Genomic DNA, 15,486 nt, shown 5'->3' on the forward strand with positions numbered 1-15,486 from the left:
AGTGCGCAATCGGCCTCTCCGTTGGGGGCCATCGCATATATCGAAAACCATGTTTCTTTGCTACATTGCTGCCGAGAGTTTACTGCATGCCGAATGACCCGAGTGCGTCGGGTACTGTCCTGTTGGCCGTGATGGTGATGGTGAGGTGTGGAGTTGGAGAATACGACTGCCGCTGCTTGGTCTGCAGACTTTGAGCAGCTAAGTGATCTGATTGTCGAAACAGAGGACATCAAAGCTTTTCTTGATGGGATGGCTTGCCTCGCGGCCACGGTGGTCTCCCGTTCGGCTGGTACGCGTGTTGAATGCGCGGTGACCCTAGGCCGGCACAAGCGGCCCGGGACCATCGGCGGCAGCACGGACAAGGCCATGGTGTTGGAGCGCATTGAGCAAACGCTGGGGGAGGGGCCCTGCATTGATGCGCTGGTCAACGGCCATCCGGTCCTTCTTGATGATGCCCACGAATCTCCCCAGTGGCCTGATTACAGGGGCGCGCTGAATGCGGCCGGTATGCATAGCGCCCTGGGTGTGCCCCTGGCACTGGCCCAGGACGGCAGTGCCGCGCTGACTTTCTTTTCCACGGCCCCGGGAAGCTTCACCCGGGATGTAGTCGCCGAGGCTCTGACCTTCTCGGATCTGGCGAGCAAAGCACTCCGCGTGGCGCTCCGGATAACGAGTCTGAATGAGCTTGCCGAACATCTTGATGCTGCCATTAAAAGCCGATCCGTCATCGACACCGCCTGTGGTGTGATCATCTCTCAGAACAGGTGCACGCAAGATGAGGCCTTCGCCATTTTGCGCAAAGCATCAAGTGACAGGAACCAGAAGTTGCATGACCTGGCAGCTGCATTGGTTGACGGCGTGGGCCATCAGCAAACTAGTCCCGCCAGGGGTGGGGCTTCTCATCCAAAGCGTCCAGTGACCCGGACATGAGGCTTATCGATCCACAGGACGCGGCTCGGTCAGTTTCTCGGGGCCGAGTGGTTTGGCGAAGCGTTGCCGACCACGCAGAACGAGGTACACGGCGGCTCCCAGGACTGGCAGCGCGACTATCAGTACGGCCCATCCAACGCGCGCCCATCCTGATAACGCGCGGTCCGTGACTGCAAGTAAGAGCGTCGCGAGCACTGCGATCCCGAGGATGACGCTCGGTAGTGCCGACAGAGCCATCAATCCAAAGTTTGGCTGCAAGGGACTCTCCTGGCCCTGCAGTAAGACTACGAGCTCGTTGCCCATGCTGAGCTTCCTCCCACGTTTAGTTGGCTGTGCATCCGTAGAGCCCCGCCGTTGTGGCGCGGTTCCGCGGTCCATGAATGGTTCACTGGACTATGACCATGGGCGAACTGCGCACCGCGATGACCGATGACCTCGAGATTGCATACTACGACAATGGCCCGGCGGACGGACCAGTCGCGGTACTCCTCCACGGCTTCCCGTACGACGTGCTCAGCTTCGAGGCCGTTGTCCCCGTGCTGGCGGAGCGGGGGATCCGCACCATAACTCCGTACCTACGCGGCTACGGTCCCACCCGGTTCCGTGAGGCCACGACGCTTCGCTCCGGCCAACAAGCGGCCATCGGACAAGATCTGATCGATCTCATCGACGCCCTCGAACTGCAGCGCCCAGTGGTCGCCGGGTATGACTGGGGCGGCCGGGCGGCCTGCATTGCCGCAGCTGTGCGCCCCCAAGGCATAGCCGGTCTCGTGACTGTCGGGGGCTACGCAATCCAGGACATCGCCGCGTCGGTCGAGCCGGCGGCCCCGCTGGACGAGTATCGGGACTGGTACCAGTGGTACTTCAACACCGATCGCGGACGCGCCGGACTCCAGGCAAACCGCGACGAATTGTGCCGCCTGCTCTGGCAATTGTGGTCACCGGAATGGACTGAGGCTGGCCATGCGTTCACCTCCAGCAGTCCCAGCCTGCACAACCCCGACTTCGTTGATGTCGCGGTACATTCCTATCGACATCGCCATCGTGCCGCGGTTGGCGACGATCGATTTAGCGAGCTCGAAGCATTTCTCGCTAATTCGCCGCCCATCAGGGTGCCAACCATTTCGCTTGACGCTCTGGCCGACGGGTTCGGGCCAGACGACTCTGAGCGGGATAGGCAGCATTTCACCGGTCCTTTCGAAATCCGCAGGCTATCGGGAATAGGCCACAACGTGCCTCAGGAGGCGCCGTGGGCGTTCGCCAACGCCGTCGCCGACCTTCTGGCCGCGCTTCCTTGAGTAAACAGGTAACGCGTACGACGGCGTTGCTGCCGCCAGCGAACTTACTCCACCTACCCGCCGTCGGGCTTCCTTCCAAGAACTACAGCAGAGGCCTCTGGCCGACATCCCGCGCAGCAGGCATCTGCTGGTGTCGCGTCTGCATCCTTAGTGTTCACAGTGACCGTGATGGTTGATGACGATGAGGGCTCCTTGATGGGTGCACAGCAAGTGTCGCCGCGCCAAGCGTTGATGCCTTCCCGGACAGCGATGCCTGCGATGACCAGTGCCGCGCCGGCGTCGGCCCACCACCAGCCCAGCGTGCTGTTCAAAACCAAGCCAATCAGCAGGACGGCCGAGAGATAGGTGCAGAGCAGAGTCTGTTTGGAATCGGCGACGGCGGTCTTGGAGCCGAGCTCTCGTCCCGCCCGGCGCTGTGCCCATGACAGGACAGGCATGATTGCCAGGCTCATGGCAGCAATGACAATGCCGGGGGTGGAATGCTGCGCTTCACCTGCTCCTGTGAGCGAACGGATGGCATCGAAGGTCACGAACGCGGCGAGGGCGAAGAAGGAGATGGCAATAATCCGCAGTGTGAGGTGCTCGCGTCGTTCCGGAGCTTTACTCGCGAACTGCCAGGAGAGCGCCAAAGCGGAAGTGACTTCGATGATCGAGTCCAGTCCAAAGCCGATGAGCGCGGAGGAGTCTGCAACACCGCCCGCCCACAATGCAACAAAAGCCTCGATGACGTTGTAGCTGATGGTCGCGGCTGCAAACAGTCTGATGCGCCGCATGAGTATCAGTCGACGCTCCGGGGCCGTAAGCGTCAGTGCGGTGCTCATGTCAGGCATGTCCCGTCGGGTGCGCAGCAAGCCGGGTCGACGGCGAGGACCACGCCCACCAAGTCCTTGATCGCGTGGCCCAGCCGTGCATCGGCAAGCTCGTACCGGGTCCGTCGGCCGTCCGGGACAGCAACTACCAAACCACACCCGCGCAAACAGGTGAGGTGGTTGGACATGCTCTGGCGGGAGACACCAATAGCGTCCGCCAAGTCAGATGGATATGACGCAGACTCTGCGAGCGCCAAGAGAACTCGGGCGCGCGTGGGATCTGAGATCGCGTAACCGAAGCGGGCCAGCACAGGCGCATGCGTAAGGGCTTCCATGCCCAGGATAATACACCCGGGTCTGTATTCATCCAAGACTGTACTATTCGGCCATGGCGGTTGCTTGTTCAGGGCGGTTCCACCGGCGTGGAAGCTGGCGTTAAGGATTCGTCAAGAAATCTCCGATTCCCGACTGCTGCCTCCTCATCGGTGCTAATTTCGGCACGGGTTGTGGTGACGAGCTGCGCGGAAGGGGATCTTGTGGATAAGCATCCTTGGGTGCATGCCGCATGACTCGCGCGCCGGAAGGATTGCCTTCGTCTGAACGCCCCGTGATCCGCCGCAACCCGGTTCTGCAGGCCCTCGGCCACGAAGGGGATCGCCTGAAGGCAGCGCTGCTGCACCCAGTCCGTTTAGTGCACTGGCGTTCCTGGCCGTGATCATCGTTGGTGCGGGAATATTGATGCTGCCAATATCTCGGACAGGCGAGGGCGAAGACATCGTCACCACGGCGTTCTTCACCGCCGTTTCGTCTGTCTGCGTCACCGGTCTTATCACTGTGGATACAGCTACCTACTGGACCCCGTTCGGGCACGCGGTGATTCTGGGGCTCATTCAGGTGGGAGGTTTCGGGATCATGTCCCTGGCAACCCTGCTGGCTTTGTTCGTCCGCAAGACCATCGGCCTGCGAGGCCAGCTCGTGGCCCAGTCCGAAACCCACACGCTGAACTTCGGTGACGTCAAGTCTGTGCTTTTCAGGGTGGTGAAGATTATGGCTGTCTTTGAGGCGATCACGGCCCTTATCCTGACAGCACGCTTTTGGGTGGCGTATGACGACAACCCCGGTACGGCTCTATGGCACGGCGTTTTCCACGCCGTCTCCGCATTCAACAACGCGGGCTTTGCCCTATACAGCGATAACCTCATCGGCTTCGCGGAAGACCCATGGATCATCGTCCCCATCTGCGCCGCCATCATCGCCGGAGGACTCGGGTTCCCGGTGATCATCCAATTGTTTAGGGACCGTCCAAAGTTCAAGAATTGGACGATTCACCTCCGCTTGACCATTTTTGGTTCATTGATTCTGCTGACATTGGGTGTAGTTCTGTTTGCTGCCTTTGAGTGGAACCGTGCAGAAACCCTTGGGCCGCTGAGCTTTGGCGGGAAAATACTGGGCTCGTTGGCAGGCGGCGTGTTCCCGCGAACGGCAGGTTTCAACAGCATCGACTACGGGGTAGCCACCCCGGAGACACTGATGATCACCAACGTACTGATGTTCATCGGCGGCGGAAGCGCAGGAACGGCCGGCGGTATCAAGATCACCACCTTTTTGGTTCTGGGCTTCGCAATTTGGAACGAAGTCCGTGGCCGCGAGCAAGTCACCATCGCACACCGTTCCATCAGCTCCTCCACTCAACGCCAGGCTCTCACCGTCGCCCTGCTGGGGGTCGGGGCGGTCATCCTGGGGACACTGCTGCTCCTCATGTCCACCGACTACAGCCTGGAGAAAGTACTCTTCGAAACCATCTCTGCCTTCGGAACGGTTGGCCTGAGCACGGGAATCACGTACAACCTTCCACCCACTGCAGAGTGGGTACTCATGGCCTTGATGTTCGCCGGCCGAATCGGAACGGTCACGGTTGCTTCCGCCATCGCCCTGGCCTCCAGGCCCCGGCTGTTCATGCTGCCCGAAGAACGGCCCATCATCGGATGAAACTTTCAAAAGGACAAACGAAGCGCTAGAGGTCACACCGCAATTCAGGGGCGCCCACTCTTGGACGCCTCGCTTTTCTCCCGGTCCTTCTCCTGCGCGGAGTCAGGGGCTTCCCGGCCGCCACGGTGTTCTGACCGGTACAGCCCAATGAGCATCATCATGATGACTCCCACCCACATCACGGCCGTCACAAGGACAAAGCCCATCAGAACCAGAGCCTGCATGAGCGAAGTCTATCCATCGCAACGTCGACAGAGTGTTCCGACATTCAGCCCGCGAAAAATCAAGGAAAAGAGCCCTCGCAGCAAGTAGAGGGCTCTCGGATAGGGATGAAAAACGAGTACCGACTACTCGTGCTCCGGCAGTACCCAGAGGTCTTTACTGAATACAGCGGCTCAGGAACGACCGCCAATAAACCCCCAATATTTGGTGGTTGTACGAACCGCGGGCCGGGGCCGGACAAGGTACCCAAATACAGTTGTCCGGCCCCTCGCCCTAACAAGTCGGCACCCGTCGAGTTCCGTCGAACGAATGTCCATGATGACGACGTCGGGGGCTACTTCGTCAGCGAGGCGCTGAGAAACGACGCTGTAGCTTGGGCGATCGGGCGCGAATGTGTGCGGTGGAGGTAATGTTCGCCGTTGAGGGTGATCATGCGACCGTTGTTCACGCTGCTGGCCTGTCGTTGGTGCAAGTCAACCCAACCCTCGACGTCGATGTTTTTGGTACGGACTATGAGCAGCACCGGGAGTTCCTCGCGAAAGGTCGTCCCACTGACTGCATCGAAGTTCGTGGGCGCGTTGTCTATCTCATTCAGCAGTGTAGGCGCGGCTGCGTTCTTGGTGTTAAGCAGATTCAGTTGCTTCCTGGATTTCTCGTCATAAGGTCCTCCCGCGTAGGGGTCGTCGGTAATTGATGTGATGAGGCGGGTGATCCCGAGCTCCTTTAGGACCTTTATCGCTTCCGTGGGGACCCGTTCGTTCCAACCTGGTTGGTTGGGGACGCTGGTGTCGATGCCGACGAAGGCTGAGACCTCATCGGGATAGGCTGCGCTGTAGGCGAGGGAATAGATACCGGCCATCGAGTGACCCATCAGTACATAGCGATCAGTTTCCAGGTACTGGAGCGCCTCGTGAACCTCGCGCACGATGTTCGCGGCGGTGCGCTCGGTCCCGGTCTGATCACTAAGACCGGTGCCGAAGGGCTCTACGGCAATGACGCGATATTGGGCTGCAAGTTCTTGGATCAGCGGCTGAAAGTCCAGTCCCGGCGCGGCGGTGCCGAGGCCGGGCAGCAGGACTATCGTTTCATTTCCTTCGCCGCTGACCACAACGTTCATGTTCTTGCCATCAACTGGAACCAATTGCCCATATGAGGTGATCTCCGCCGCTTCCGTGTTGGTCGCAACGGCGTTAACTGTGGCTGTCGTCCCCAGGAAGAGCAGTGGGATCGCCGCGGCAATAGCGAGTGTGGTGAGAGTGGCTCGGCGTAACTTCCGCATAGGGCTCATTTCAGATGAGAGGAACGTTGATTGGCTCGCGAGGTGACCAAATAATCGACGATGCGATGTCTGGGGGAGGTTCCGTCCTTGCTTCGAAGACTTGCGCCGGCGACAATCAGCGTGGCGAGGACGATTGCCGCTCCCACGAGCTGGCCCGGGGCAAGATTCTCATGCAGCACAATCCAGCCAGTACCGACGGCAACCAGTGGACTCAGGAGGCCGAGCAGCGCGGTGGTTGATGCGGGCATTCGGTGGACTCCGCGGAACCAGATCGAATAGGCGAACGCGGTCCCAAAGATTCCCAAATACAGATAGCCAAGGACATTGGCGGGTGTGAAGGACTCTGGGAGAGGGCCTTCGATCATCAAGGCCAGGGGTGCCAGGATGATTCCTCCACCAATCAGCTGCCATGAGGTGGTTGCCAGAAGGGTGTCTGGCTGCCCCCACTTTTTGCTCAGCACCACCCCGGCGGCCATTGCTACCGCGCCGCCCAGTGCGCAGAACACACCCAAGGCATCCAACCGCGCGTCGGCTTGAAGGACCAGCAGTGCAACCCCTCCCAGTCCGGCAGCACCAAGTGCCACCTTTTTCGTTGAGAGCCTTTCGCCGATCCACCATGCTGCGAAGACGGAAACAAGAAGGGGCTGGACTGCGCCGATCGTGGCTGCCACCCCACCTGGCAGCCGGTACGCGGCGATGAAAAGCAGGGCAAAAAAGATGCCGATGTTCAAAGCTCCCAACACCAGCGCTTTCCACCACCAGGCTCGAGACGGCAGTCGTCTTACGAAGAGCAACAGCAGAAGGCCAGCAGGTAGCGAGCGGAGGACGGCAGCAAGCAGCGGCCGCTCGGGAGGCAGGAACTGCGCCGTCACCAGATAGGTGGTACCCCATATGGCGGGCGCTAGAGCGGTCACGAGAAGAACAATCCATTTATTGCTAAGCACTTAGCAAACATAGCTAAGCGCTTAGCAAATTGCTAGTCTGGGTCCATGAACGATCCAGTGGAGCTCATCCTCAAGCAGTGGGGCCGGGAGCGCCCGGACCTCGACGTGTCCCCGATGGCTGTGATTGGCAGGTTGGCGCGCGTTGTAAAGAGATTCGATGAGCGGCTGTCACGCTCCTTTGCAGAGCATGGCTTGGATTCGGCCAGCTTCGACGTCCTGGCCTCGTTGCGTCGATCGGGGCCACCTTTTGTTCTCAGTCCCAAGGAACTGTCTGGAAGCTCGATGGTGACCACCAGTGCCACGGCACAGAGGCTGAACAAGCTTGAAAAGGAAGGTTTGGTACGACGCGCTTCCAGCATCGTTGACGGGCGAAAAAAGAAGGTGCAGCTCACCGAGAGGGGCAAGGACATTATCGACGGCGCCCTGTCGACCCATGTGCAGGCGGAGCATGCGTTGCTGCGAAACCTGGATGGCGCCGAGCGCGAAGTACTCGCAACACTGTTGGCCAAACTCGACGCCGGGGCTGAATCGGATGTCAGCTGAAAGCCAGTAAGTAGCCTAGCCGTTACTCTCGTGCCTCAACTCGCGTACCTTCGATTCCGCGCTCGGCTCGGAGTCCCGGCGCATTATTTGGGTTCATCGAAGACGCGTTGCGCGTCGCGGATGTGAGCCTCGGAGAGGTTCCTGGCCGTCGCGACGTCACCAGCTGCGATCGCGCTGGCGATGTCTTCGTGCTGTCTGGCTGCTTCTTTGGCCCAGTCATCATGCTCCAGGTTCAGGGCTGTTGACACTGCAAGTCGCGCAATGGCCCTTCGGTGCGCCTCCGCCAGGAATTCATTGCCGCTTGCATCCACGATCAGGTCGTGGAATCGCATGTTGAGCCTGCTGGAGGTGCGGGCGTCGCCGCTCTCCACCGCTTCCGCAAACTCGCGGGCTGCGTCTCGAAGGCTGGTGAACCAGGCGGGAGCGATGAGACCGTCTCGAGCTCGTGTGGCAGTAAGTTCGGCAGCGAATCCTTCGAGGTTCCGTCTCAAGTCGAATAATCGACGCATGGCCTCGTGATCCAGTCCGGAAACTACGACGCCGCGGGCCGCGGGAGTAACCAGGCCTTCCGCCAGCATGCGACTGAGGGCCTCGCGAATGGGAGTGCGACTGATTCCCAGTTCATCCGCCAAGGCAGCTTCCGGCAGCCGATTCCCCGCAGTGTAGGTGCCATCAAGGAATCGCGACCAAATGATGTCGTAGGCCGAACGTGTTGATCCTGTAGCTCCAGTGTCCCCAGTCATGAACTCAGCATACATCGCATGCAAACTCGCTATTGCATTCATTGCATACACTGCGTACATTCAGTTCTGGAGGTGAAAGATATGGAAGTTACATCGGTATTGCTGTTGGCCCTGGCTGGAGCCGCTGCCGGGGCAATCAACGCAGTTGCAGGCGGAGGTTCCCTGGTGACTTTCCCTGCCCTGCTCGCTCTCGGCTACCCGCCGGTCTCGGCCAACGTCATCAATACGGTTTCTGCACTTCCGGGTTATGTGGGTGGCGCCTGGGGTTACCGCCGGGAACTGTCCGGTCAGTTGCGCCGGGTCCTGGTACTGGGGTCGGTTACTGTCGCTGGGGCGCTTCTGGGGTCTGCCCTTCTACTGCTCGGGCCCGAATCTACCTTCGTAGCTGTGGTTCCTTGGTTGGTGCTCGGGTCCACCCTGTTACTGGCTGCCCAACCGTGGATAGCCAAGCTTTCCGCTGCCGGCAGCGGGGTGACGCAGGACCGTGCATCAGGTGTGCCAATGGATGAACGGCTCCGTTGGCCGGGACTCGGGCAGTTGGGCGTTGCCGCCTATGGCGGTTATTTCAATGCTGGCCTTGGAATCATGATGCTCGGGGTCCTCGGAGTGGCCCTCGATGATCGACTTCCTAGACTCAACGCGCTCAAAAGCGTGCTGTCGGCCGTGGCAAGCGCGGTATCGCTTGTGTTCTTTGCAATCTTCGCGACCGTCGCATGGCCTGCGGCGCTCGTGATTGCCGTAGCGGGGTTGTTCGGTGGATGGCTGGGCGCTGTGCTTGGCCGGCGCCTACCCTCCGAACTCCTGCGGCGGTGTGTTGTCATTTTCGGCCTTGTCATATTCGTCGTCCTTTGGGTGGATCATGCTTCCTCAACGCTCTAATTTGCTCCTTCAGAATGCCTACGTTCTGTCTCTCGATTCACATGTCCCGGAGGGCGTGGCGGACATTCTGATCCGCGATGGCTCCATCGAAGCGATAGGACCCCGCCTTCCCATCCCGGACTTAGTGGAGGTCATTGACGCTTCCGGTAGCCTCGTGCTGCCCGGCTTCGTCGATACGCACTGGCACTTATGGAATTCCTTGCTCCGCGGCACCGTAGGCGACGCTCCAGGGCGGGACTACTTTTCGGTCAAACGCGGGCTGGCACCGCATCTCCGTACCGACGATTTCTACTGGTCGGCACGGTTTGCCCTCGCTGAGGCTGTCCAGAACGGCATTACCACTGTGCACAACTGGGACCACAACGTCCGTGGTGCCGAGGACGTGGATGCCAACATCCAGGCCCAACTCGATTCGGGACTACGTGGGCGGTTCTCCTACGGACCTCGGGACTCTTCGGCCGCCGACGAGCCCATGGATTTCGCCGGGCTGGACGCGGCCAGGACGCGGTGGACGGGGCAGCGGCTGGACGACCGAATCCACTTCGGCGTTGCGTTGAGAGGCCCCTACCGTACCTCGACCGAACTTTCCGACTTTGAGTGGCGGTCGGCACGCGAACGCGAAATGCCTATCACCATGCACTGCGACCGGTGCATGCGGGAACCCGGATGTCAGTCGTGCGGTCTGACGAGGCTCGAGCGGGAGGGCTTGCTCGGGCCGGATGTGCAGATCGTCCATGCTGTTCACGCTTCACCGGACGATATCGCGGCGGTTGCACGAACCGGCACAAGCATTTCGGTCAGTCCTTTATCTGAGATGCGGACCATGGGTTTCCCGCTTGTCACAGAGTTTTTGGAGTCCGGCGCGCTGACCTCTCTCTCGATCGATACGCTCGCGATGCCGGCAAATGCCGACATCCTCGCCACCCTTCGCGCACTGGTCTCGGTGGAGCACGCCCGCACTGGACGTGCAACCTTGACCCCTCGAATCGCCTTGGAGATGGCCACCATTCGTGCAGCACGCGATCTCGGTATTGAACACATCACCGGTTCCCTCCGTCCCGGTAAGCGGGCTGACCTGATCGTGATCGACAAGAACCACACATCAATGCTTCCGAGCGGAGACCCGGTGGAAAGCCTTATCTACAACGGTATGTCCAGCGCGATCCAGACGGTCATTGGGGACGGCCGAATCCTGCTACAGGACGGCAAGCTCGTGCAACCGTCAGCCCGCCACGCGATCCAAAGCGCAGACGAGCGACGCGACGATCTGGTCCGGCGGGCTCGTGCCGCCGGAACCTGGGGCGACCAAACCACACTCACATAGGAAGGTAATCAACGATGATCAGCCAGAACTCCTCCCAACCCCTACCCACGCAACGGCCACCGGATGCAGGTCAACCAGCCAAGGGACTCTCGGGTTCCAAAGCGGCACTGCTCATGTTCGTACTCATTCTGATCGCATATTCGGTCAACGCAATGGACCGTATGGTCTTTCCCGTCCTCCTGAGCGAAGTCCGATCCGAGTACAAGTTCGGGTTACCGGAAGCGGGGTTGCAATCCACCTTGTTCGCCCTGGGGATGGGACTCACGGGCATCCCGGCCGGCATCGCCCTCCGGAAAGTGAACCGCAAATATGTCCTTGTGGCAGGGACTGTTCTCTTCTCGGTGGCGACCATACTCACCGTTGTCAGTTTCGGTTTCTGGGACATGCTGGCATGGCGAGTCCTCAGTGGAGTTGGGGAAGCCCTGCAACTCGTCGCAATTCTGACCGTTGCTACACATGCATTCCCACGGCACCGAGGCGTCGCCATCGGCTCAGTCAATGTCGCTTTCGCCACGGGCGCCCTGATAGGGCCGAACCTCGGAGTAGCGCTCCACCAAGCCTACGATTCGTGGCGCGCCCCGATGATCGCCTTCGGAGTCATTGGTCTTGTAGCGGCAGTCCTTGTCATCGTGTTCGTGCGTTCTTCCTTCACCGAGCAAAAATCGGCTCACAAGGTTGTCCACTACGTTGGCGGGGCAACAAGCTTCCTGAGCCGCAACCCGCTCATCCTTGCAGTCATCACGATGATGTTTGGCCTCATCGACTTTGGTTACATAGGAATGTACGCCAGCTTCGTGATCGAACACCTCGGTCTCAGCCAAGCCGACGCCGGTTTCGCGATGGGCCTGTCAGGGCTCGCGGCGTTCGCCTCGCCCCTGGGCGGTTGGTTGGTTGACCGGCTGACCCCAAAAATAGCCATAACGGCTCTGAGTATCGCCCAAGCGGTGTGCGGCATCGCCTTGTTCACGGGTCCTGCAACGCTGGCGTGGCAGGCCACATGGTCATTTCTTTTCGGTCTGGTGGCGAGTTCAGGACTGTACGTTGGCCTGGTCGCTTCCCTCGTCAAGAGCATGAACGAGACGCACTCTTCACGGGCCTCCGGTCTCTTTACAACCTGCATCTACACCGCGGCAGGCTTCGCCGGACTTGTCTTCAGCCTCATCGTCGGGGTAGTCGGATGGAGCGCGGCCGGCCTGATCCAAGTCTCGGGTCTCTCCATTGCCTCCGCGGTTCTTGCTCTCGCCTTGCGCAACCGGGAGTTCAGCAGGCTTGCCGCCGTCGATCGAACAGCCACCCCACAATCCACCATTCAGGAGTAATGACATGCAAGCACTTTGGACAGAAGCCCCGGTATTGATCCCCGTCGTTGGCACGGACGCCGGATTCCCTGTGCGCCGGATCTACTGCGTCGGAAGGAACTACGTAGATCACATCCGCGAAATGCGGGAAGGCGACGAACGCGACGACCCCTTCTTCTTCCAGAAGCCAACGGACGCAATCGAACTGGACGGCTCTTCAATTCCCTACCCGAGGGCAACAGAAGATTTCCAGTTTGAAGGCGAACTTGTCATTGCTGTCGGGGAGCGATTGCGGAACAGCGACCCTGCGGAGTCCATGGATGCCATTTACGGCTATGCGGCAGGTATTGACCTGACTCGCCGCGATCTGCAGAAAGCATCCGTTTCCCAGTCACGCCCGTGGGAACCCGGAAAGTCATTCGATAAGTCCGCACCTTGCGGCCCCATTCTCCCCAAGGAGTCCCTCCGGAATCCGGAAAACGGAACCCTGGTTCTCCAGGTCAACGGGGAAGAGCGGCAACGGACAAGTCTCCAGCTGATGATCTGGTCGGTTCCCGAGATACTCGCGCGACTCAGCGAGCTGTACACGCTCGAGCCGGGCGACCTGATCTTCACGGGCACCCCCGCGGGTGTCTCAGCGGTGAGCCCCGGCGATCGTATCAGTGTCGAAATAACAGGACTTCCGGCCCTTAGCATCACCATCACTGACCAGGAGGAATCATGAAACCGAGTGAACGAATCGACTACAGCGCGATTATCGACCGCCCACGACGCCTACTCCCTGACGGCAAGAAGGTAGCTGTATGGGTCATCGTCAACATCGAGGAGTGGAACGACGACGAAGCAATGCCTCGCACCGTACTCACACCCCCTGCCGGCGGAATACCCACGCCTGACGTCCCCAACTGGTGCTGGCACGAATACGGGAACAGGACGGGATTCTGGCGTCTGCTGAAGACACTGGACAAACATGGCATTCCCGTGGCGCTTGCCATCAACGGCAAAGCCGTAGCAACTTACTCCGCTATTTCAAAGGCAGCGATCGAGCGGAACTGGGAATTCATTGGTCACGGATTCGGGCAAAAGAACATGCAAAAGGTGCCTGATGAACGCGAGGACATCCGCCTCACCACCGAAGCCATTCGCAAAGCAACGGGCCACGCACCTCGCGGCTGGCTCGGCCCCGGACTGACCGAGACCTGGGAGACTCCCGACATCCTCGTCGAGGAAGGTTACGAATACGTCTGCGACTGGGTTCTTGACGATCAGCCGGTGGAACTCCGGACAAGAAGCACGCCCATCACCAGCATCCCTTACACACAGGAATGCAACGACGTCGCAATGATGCTCATCCAACACCATCCGGCCCGGGAGTACCTTCAAAGAGCCAAGGATCAATTCGACCAATTGGCCGAAGACGCCGAAGACTCCGCAAGGGTCATGGCCCTGGTTGTGCATCCATACATCATGGCGGCACCTCATCGGCTGAGATACCTGGACCAGGCCCTCAGCCACATCCGCGCCGATGAACGATCAGTCTTCATGACAGGCGGGCAAATACTCGACTGGCACCGCCAGACCGCAACACAGGAGACCATGGCAACGCTATAACGGAACTGCTGAAGTGTCCGGAGCAAACACGAGGGGCGACGGCGGAAAGACGACCAGGCTGCCGTCGCCCCGGAGGACGATCTGTGCGTAGCGCGAAAGTAGTTCTCACGTGAACAACGGGGCGTGACGTGCTCGACGCTGGGGCAGGCGAGTATGGATGCCAGGGGGCCGCGAGAACCTCGCTCTCGGGCCAGGTTCTTGCCGAATGTTAGGCTCAGCTCAAATTGGGGTATCCGGGCTGGGGGGAATCATGGGAACTTTTCGTGCATTTGCGTTGAAATCAGCGGCACTTGCCGTGTTGATGGTGGGCTCGACAGTGGCGGGCATAGCCCCGGCCACGGCTGAAGAGGGCGACGGGGCCATAGCATCTACAAGCGAGTTTGTGCCCTTGATGCATGGAATGCCCAACGTGGGATCCGAGCTGACAATAGGAAGGTTCTTCACGCGTTCCTGTCCCGTGACGGAGGAGGCCCCGCATGGGTTCACCATGGAGTGGCTGAGTAACGGTGTGCCCCTGCCTGCCGAGCGGCAAGGCGAATTCCTGAAACTCATCCCGGAGGATCGCGGCAACCGCATCTCCTTCACTGCTCAGTCCTCTTGCAGGGAAGGAACGGTGTATCACAGCGCCGAAACACCGCCCATTGCCGCTTCCAACCGGGCCATGGGTTGGACAGGGCGCGGGAACTTCGAGCTTCTGGGCCGAACTGACGACGGTGACCTTGTCCTGTACCCCCGCACGTACGAGTCAACTTGGAGATTCTGGGACATGTCCTTCGAGGGGCGCTATTACAGCAGCTCCTGGGATGAACCGAGGGTAGTCGGAACGGGCTGGGACATCTTTGATGTTGTCTTCTCCCCAGGGGACTTCGACGGCGACGGCTACAACGATGCCATCGGCCGCGACCGTTATGGAAACCTGCACCTTTACCCGGGCGACGGAGACGGGGGCTGGCTGGCGCCCTCCCAGGTCGGCTCAGGCTGGAACATGTTCGATTCCATAGTGGGTCCCGGAGACTTCAACGGGGACGGAAACAACGACGTCCTCGCACGTGACCGCAATGGAAACTTGCATCTGTACCCGGGCGACGGCCAAGGCGGTTGGCTGGAACCCTCGCAGGTGGGCGCAGGCTGGCAGATCTTCAACAAAATCATCGCCCCCGGGGACACCAACGGTGACGGAGCAGTGGATATCTTCGCCCGCGACAACAGCGGTGTCCTCCACCAGTACCCGGCAGACGGGCAGGGCGACTGGAAGTCGCCCGCCGTGGTGGGTTCTGGATGGGGTGCCATGACCGAGATCAGCGGCGCCGGCGTGTTCAGCCGAAACTGGGTCACTTACAACCCGACAAGTGCCGGGCGGGGACCTAGAAATGACGTCATCGCAATAGATCAAGAAGGCGACCTGCGGCTGTACAGCGGCGCCTATCCATACGACACCGGCCTCTACGAAGTTGCCGAAATCGGTAACGGCTGGGACATTTTCAAGGACCTGATCTGATTCCCGCGCACCCCAAACTACTCAGAAAGTAGTACTCAAGTGAACACCTGGGGGTGACGCGCACGGCGCCCTGGCAGGCGAGGCTGGATGCCAGGGGCGCACGGTGTGCCCTGGGAGAG

The 15,486-nt window shown here is 60.1% G+C and carries 17 protein-coding genes; 10 read left to right on the plus strand and 7 right to left on the minus strand.

Going from position 1 to position 15,486, the window contains the following annotated elements:
* Window positions 1–249 precede the first annotated feature (249 nt).
* Window positions 250–930, plus strand: coding sequence for a GAF and ANTAR domain-containing protein (locus ACZ881_RS08820; protein ID WP_476115026.1), 681 nt, complete (start codon window positions 250–252; stop codon window positions 928–930).
* 3 nt (window positions 931–933) lie between these two features.
* Here the strand turns inward: ACZ881_RS08820 and ACZ881_RS08825 are convergent, their stop codons facing one another.
* Window positions 934–1,233 carry a hypothetical protein gene (locus tag ACZ881_RS08825; RefSeq protein ID WP_476114332.1) on the minus strand — a complete coding sequence of 100 codons (300 nt, stop codon included), beginning with the start codon at window positions 1,231–1,233 and terminating at the stop codon, window positions 934–936.
* 98 nt (window positions 1,234–1,331) lie between these two features.
* On the opposite strand from ACZ881_RS08825, the gene ACZ881_RS08830 reads away from it, so the two are divergent.
* The gene (locus ACZ881_RS08830; RefSeq protein WP_476114334.1) at window positions 1,332–2,228 is read left to right on the plus strand and encodes an alpha/beta fold hydrolase; all 897 of its coding nucleotides are present in this window, start codon (window positions 1,332–1,334) and stop codon (window positions 2,226–2,228) included.
* 53 nt (window positions 2,229–2,281) lie between these two features.
* On the opposite strand, the gene ACZ881_RS08835 is transcribed toward ACZ881_RS08830, so the two are convergent.
* Window positions 2,282–3,049 carry a cation diffusion facilitator family transporter gene (locus ACZ881_RS08835; protein ID WP_476114336.1) on the minus strand — a complete coding sequence of 256 codons (768 nt, stop codon included), beginning with the start codon at window positions 3,047–3,049 and terminating at the stop codon, window positions 2,282–2,284.
* Window positions 3,046–3,372: an ArsR/SmtB family transcription factor gene (locus tag ACZ881_RS08840; protein ID WP_476114339.1), complete on the minus strand. Its 327-nt coding sequence runs from the start codon at window positions 3,370–3,372 to the stop codon at window positions 3,046–3,048. Before ACZ881_RS08840 ends, ACZ881_RS08835 begins: the two co-directional genes overlap by 4 nt.
* A gap of 403 nt (window positions 3,373–3,775) precedes the next feature.
* Here ACZ881_RS08840 and ACZ881_RS08845 point away from each other — a divergent pair, with 403 nt between their 5' ends.
* Window positions 3,776–5,026, plus strand: a complete 1,251-nt coding sequence (locus ACZ881_RS08845; RefSeq protein ID WP_476114342.1) for a TrkH family potassium uptake protein — start codon at window positions 3,776–3,778, stop codon at window positions 5,024–5,026.
* Window positions 5,027–5,070: 44 nt separating this feature from the next.
* On the opposite strand, the gene ACZ881_RS08850 is transcribed toward ACZ881_RS08845, so the two are convergent.
* From ACZ881_RS08850 to ACZ881_RS08860, 3 genes are all read right to left on the minus strand, one after another.
* Window positions 5,071–5,250 carry a hypothetical protein gene (locus ACZ881_RS08850; RefSeq protein WP_476114344.1) on the minus strand — a complete coding sequence of 60 codons (180 nt, stop codon included), beginning with the start codon at window positions 5,248–5,250 and terminating at the stop codon, window positions 5,071–5,073.
* Between the two features lie 332 nt (window positions 5,251–5,582).
* Window positions 5,583–6,527 (minus strand): alpha/beta fold hydrolase, encoded by a 945-nt coding sequence (locus ACZ881_RS08855; protein WP_476114349.1) that lies wholly within the window; start codon window positions 6,525–6,527, stop codon window positions 5,583–5,585.
* A gap of 5 nt (window positions 6,528–6,532) precedes the next feature.
* Window positions 6,533–7,441: an EamA family transporter gene (locus ACZ881_RS08860; protein ID WP_476114352.1), complete on the minus strand. Its 909-nt coding sequence runs from the start codon at window positions 7,439–7,441 to the stop codon at window positions 6,533–6,535.
* A 75-nt stretch (window positions 7,442–7,516) separates the two neighbouring features.
* Between ACZ881_RS08860 and ACZ881_RS08865 the strand changes: the two genes are divergently transcribed.
* Entirely contained in the window at window positions 7,517–8,014 is a 498-nt protein-coding gene (locus tag ACZ881_RS08865; RefSeq protein WP_476114355.1) for a MarR family winged helix-turn-helix transcriptional regulator, read from the plus strand.
* 83 nt (window positions 8,015–8,097) lie between these two features.
* Here ACZ881_RS08865 and ACZ881_RS08870 read toward each other — a convergent pair whose 3' ends face one another.
* Window positions 8,098–8,757: a GntR family transcriptional regulator gene (locus ACZ881_RS08870; protein ID WP_476114357.1), complete on the minus strand. Its 660-nt coding sequence runs from the start codon at window positions 8,755–8,757 to the stop codon at window positions 8,098–8,100.
* Between the two features lie 81 nt (window positions 8,758–8,838).
* Between ACZ881_RS08870 and ACZ881_RS08875 the strand changes: the two genes are divergently transcribed.
* The 6 genes from ACZ881_RS08875 (at window position 8,839) to ACZ881_RS08900 (ending at window position 15,367) form a co-directional block, all read left to right on the plus strand.
* Entirely contained in the window at window positions 8,839–9,636 is a 798-nt protein-coding gene (locus ACZ881_RS08875; RefSeq protein ID WP_476114360.1) for a sulfite exporter TauE/SafE family protein, read from the plus strand.
* A gap of 55 nt (window positions 9,637–9,691) precedes the next feature.
* Entirely contained in the window at window positions 9,692–10,960 is a 1,269-nt protein-coding gene (locus tag ACZ881_RS08880) for an amidohydrolase family protein (protein ID WP_476114362.1), read from the plus strand.
* A gap of 14 nt (window positions 10,961–10,974) precedes the next feature.
* Window positions 10,975–12,279, plus strand: a complete 1,305-nt coding sequence (locus ACZ881_RS08885) for an MFS transporter (RefSeq protein ID WP_476114364.1) — start codon at window positions 10,975–10,977, stop codon at window positions 12,277–12,279.
* Window positions 12,280–12,283: 4 nt separating this feature from the next.
* Window positions 12,284–12,982: a fumarylacetoacetate hydrolase family protein gene (locus ACZ881_RS08890; protein ID WP_178997499.1), complete on the plus strand. Its 699-nt coding sequence runs from the start codon at window positions 12,284–12,286 to the stop codon at window positions 12,980–12,982.
* The gene (locus ACZ881_RS08895; RefSeq protein ID WP_476114368.1) at window positions 12,979–13,869 is read left to right on the plus strand and encodes a polysaccharide deacetylase family protein; all 891 of its coding nucleotides are present in this window, start codon (window positions 12,979–12,981) and stop codon (window positions 13,867–13,869) included. The genes ACZ881_RS08890 and ACZ881_RS08895 overlap by 4 nt, the downstream gene beginning before the upstream one ends.
* A gap of 250 nt (window positions 13,870–14,119) precedes the next feature.
* Entirely contained in the window at window positions 14,120–15,367 is a 1,248-nt protein-coding gene (locus ACZ881_RS08900) for an FG-GAP repeat domain-containing protein (protein WP_476114371.1), read from the plus strand.
* Window positions 15,368–15,486: the final 119 nt, after the last annotated feature.

This window comes from Paenarthrobacter sp. TE3676 (assembly GCF_056279165.1).